This is a genomic window from Isoptericola sp. NPDC055881, assembly GCF_053615895.1.
Genome location: NZ_JBSHCR010000143.1, coordinates 1 through 2,855, shown reverse-complemented (window position 1 = coordinate 2,855; position 2,855 = coordinate 1). Strand labels below are relative to the sequence as shown.

Here is a 2,855-nt window from a genome sequence, read left to right as displayed (position 1 = left end):
GTGAGCGGGCGTTTGGCCCTGTTTCGGTCGCGAAGCAGGGCCAAACGCCCGCCCACAACACCCCCGGGGCCGCGTCAGCGGAAGCGGCGGCCCTCGTCACGGCGGTAGGCGGCGACGGCGAGGACGGCGAACAGGACCGTCCAGCCGGCCAGCACCAGCCACGCCGCCGGGTACGCCGGCTGCCCCGTGAGCGCCTGCACCAGCAGGTCGCGGCCGGCCCGGGTCGGGGTGGCCTGCGAGATCGCGTCGAGCCACGCCGGGAACGCCTGCGGCGGCAGGAACAGACCGCCCGCGAACGCCAGGGGGAACAGCACCACCTGCACGACCGGCAGCGCGGCCTTCGCGGACAACGAGTACCCGACCGCCATCCCGAGCAGCACGAACGGCACCGAGACCAGCAGGATCGTGCCCACCCCGGCGAGCAGCTGCCCGACCGTCACGGTCGCGGCGGTGAACAGCCAGCCGATGAGGATCAGCGGCACGAGCCCGAAGAGGGCGAAGATCGCGCCGTTGCCGATGCGCGCGACCATGCGCGGACCCGGCCCGGCGGGCAGGGAGCGCAGGAACGGGTCGAACGGCAGCTGCCGGTCCTCCGCCACGCCCAGCCCGTAGGTGAACAGGCTGGCCGAGCACACGGCGAACAGGCCGAGGCTCGCCACGGACATCGTCGCCCACAGCGGGTCTTGCGCGACGTCGCGCTGCGGCACCACGAAGAAGAACATCGCGAGCGCGGGGAACAGCATGTTGCCGAGCACCGCGATCGGCACGCGCACGGTCTCGAGGAACTGGTACCGCAGGTGCAGCCACGTCAGCCGCACCGGCCCCGGGGCACGCCCGGCCTGGGGCGCGGTCGTCGTCGCGGTCATCGGGCCACCTCCTGCAGCACCATCTCCTCGAAGGCCTCCTCCAGGCTGGCGCCCCGGATCTGGAGGTCGTGGAACTCGACGTCGCCGCGGACGAGACCCCGTACGAGGGCGTCCGCGTCGGCGGTGTACAGCTCCTGCACGCCGTCGTCGCGCCGCTCGGCCCGCACGACGCCGGGCCACGCGGCGAGGTCCGCACCGGACCGCACGGCCACCCGCCGCAGGCCCACGCGTCGGAGGATGGCGTCGAGCGAGTCGTCGGCGCGCACCACCCCGCGGTCGACGACGACGACGCGCTGCGCGAGCGCCTGCACCTCCTCGAGGTAGTGGCTGGTCAGCAGCACGGTGCCGCCGCCCGCGTGGTAGGCGCGGATCGCGTCCCACAGGGCCTGGCGAGCGCCGACGTCGAGACCGGTGGTGGGCTCGTCGAGCAGCACGACGCGCGGGCGCCCGACGAGGGCGAGCGCGACCGCGAGGCGCCGCTTCTGCCCGCCGGAGAGGGCTCCCGTCTGCCGTCGTGCGAGGTCGGCGAGGCCGAACTGCTCGAGCAGCTCGCCCGTCGGCACTGGACGGACGTAGTGCCCACCGACGAAGTCGACCACCTCCCGGACCCGCAGCGTGGCGGGCAGCCCGGTCTCCTGCGGCGTGACGCCGAGACCGGCGCGGCTGGCCGCGTCGCGGGGGTCGCCGCCCAGCAGGCGCACCGTGCCGGAGTCGGGGCGGCGCTGCCCGCTGACCAGGGACAGCAGCGTCGACTTGCCCGCACCGTTGGGACCGAGCAGGCCCACGAGCTCGCCGGCACCGACGTCGAGGCTGACGTCGTCGAGCGCGACGACGTCGCCGAACCGGCGGGTCACGCCGCGCACCGCGACGACCGGTGCCCGCTCCGACGGACGGGTCATGATCCGGCTCCTCTCAGCAGCCCGGTGAGGGCTTCGGTGTAGTCCTCGAACGCGCGTCGACCCTGCGGGGTGAGCGCGAGATAGGTGGCCGGCGTGCGGCCCTCGTGGGTCTTGGTGACCCGGACGTAGCCGGCGTCCTCGAGCTTGCGGAGGTGGGTGGACAGGTTGCCCGCCGTCATGTCGAGCAGCGTGCGCAGCTTGGGGAAGCTCAGCTCGTCGCCGGTGCCCAGGGCCGCGAGGGTCGCGACGACGCGCAGCCGCGCGGGCGCGTGGATGACCGGGTCGAGGGCGTCAGGCACGGCCTGCCTCCGCGTCCGCGCGGCGGCGCGACGTGCGCACGTGCTCGACGCCCGCCATCACGAGGAACCCGCCGCCTCCCGCGAGCGCCATCACGAGGTAGGTGCTGGGCAGACCGGCGAAGGTCGCGGCCGCGGCGACCAGCAGGATCCACGTGCCGAGGACGAAGAGGCTGCGGTCGCCGAACGCCGCGGCGCCGCCGAGGTACAGCAGCCCGACGACGAGGCACGCACCACCGTTGCTGGCGAGGCCCATGACCTTCCCGTCCGCCCCGGCGCGGGCGAGGCCGCCGAGGAAGACGCTGAGGGTGAGGAAGCCGAGCATCCAGGACCACCCGTACATCGCGCCGGTCCGGGCGGAGACGCCGCGCGTGCCTGCGGTGCGGCTGATGGTGTGGACCATGGTGAACACGACCGCGGCGGCGATGGCGACCGCGAACACCCAGAACGCCCACGCCTCGGGCTGGCCCTGGTCCCGCGCGCTGGACCACAGGACCAGGTAGCCGGCGAGCCAGGCGACGCCCCACGCGCCGTAGAGGGCGCGGCCGTCGGGCTCGAGGGCGGCGCGGGCGCGGTCCTGCTGCTGGCGGATGAGCCGCAGCGAGTCGGCGGCGCCGAGCCCGGCGCCGTCGCCCGGCCCGTCGGGGGTGCTGGTCATCTCAACCTCGCAGAGTAGTTTGTGCTGCAAACCTGTTTGCCGAGCATGGCACGGCGGGCATCGGCGCACAACCCCCTCGAAGCCCCCGGTCGTTGTGGGTACGAAAGTGGCTGGAATTCCCCGGGGAATTCCAGCC

The 2,855-nt window shown here is 74.2% G+C and carries 4 protein-coding genes; all 4 read right to left on the bottom strand.

What is annotated here, in order from left to right; genetic code table 11:
* Positions 1-74 precede the first annotated feature (74 nt).
* Genes ACWGKI_RS20765 through ACWGKI_RS20750 form a run of 4 tightly spaced genes read right to left on the bottom strand, consistent with a single transcriptional unit; the run spans position 75 to position 2,719 of the window.
* Complete coding sequence (locus tag ACWGKI_RS20765; RefSeq protein ID WP_380245580.1) at positions 75-866, bottom strand: ABC transporter permease; 792 nt, start codon at positions 864-866, stop codon at positions 75-77.
* On the bottom strand, positions 863-1,765 hold the full coding sequence (locus ACWGKI_RS20760) for an ABC transporter ATP-binding protein (protein WP_452189571.1): 903 nt from the start codon (positions 1,763-1,765) through the stop codon (positions 863-865). Before ACWGKI_RS20760 ends, ACWGKI_RS20765 begins: the two co-directional genes overlap by 4 nt.
* Entirely contained in the window at positions 1,762-2,064 is a 303-nt protein-coding gene (locus ACWGKI_RS20755; protein ID WP_380245578.1) for a transcriptional regulator, read from the bottom strand. Before ACWGKI_RS20755 ends, ACWGKI_RS20760 begins: the two co-directional genes overlap by 4 nt.
* The gene (locus ACWGKI_RS20750) at positions 2,057-2,719 is read right to left on the bottom strand and encodes a hypothetical protein (protein WP_452189568.1); all 663 of its coding nucleotides are present in this window, start codon (positions 2,717-2,719) and stop codon (positions 2,057-2,059) included. The genes ACWGKI_RS20755 and ACWGKI_RS20750 overlap by 8 nt, the downstream gene beginning before the upstream one ends.
* Positions 2,720-2,855: the final 136 nt, after the last annotated feature.

Excerpts from the sequence above, each read along its gene's own strand:
- ACWGKI_RS20765 (WP_380245580.1), bottom strand. The coding sequence starts at position 866 with ATGACCGCGACGACGACCGCGCCCCAGGCCGGGCGTGCCCCGGGGCCG.
- ACWGKI_RS20750 (WP_452189568.1), bottom strand. The coding sequence starts at position 2,719 with ATGACCAGCACCCCCGACGGGCCGGGCGACGGCGCCGGGCTCGGCGCC.
- ACWGKI_RS20760 (WP_452189571.1), bottom strand. The coding sequence starts at position 1,765 with ATGACCCGTCCGTCGGAGCGGGCACCGGTCGTCGCGGTGCGCGGCGTG.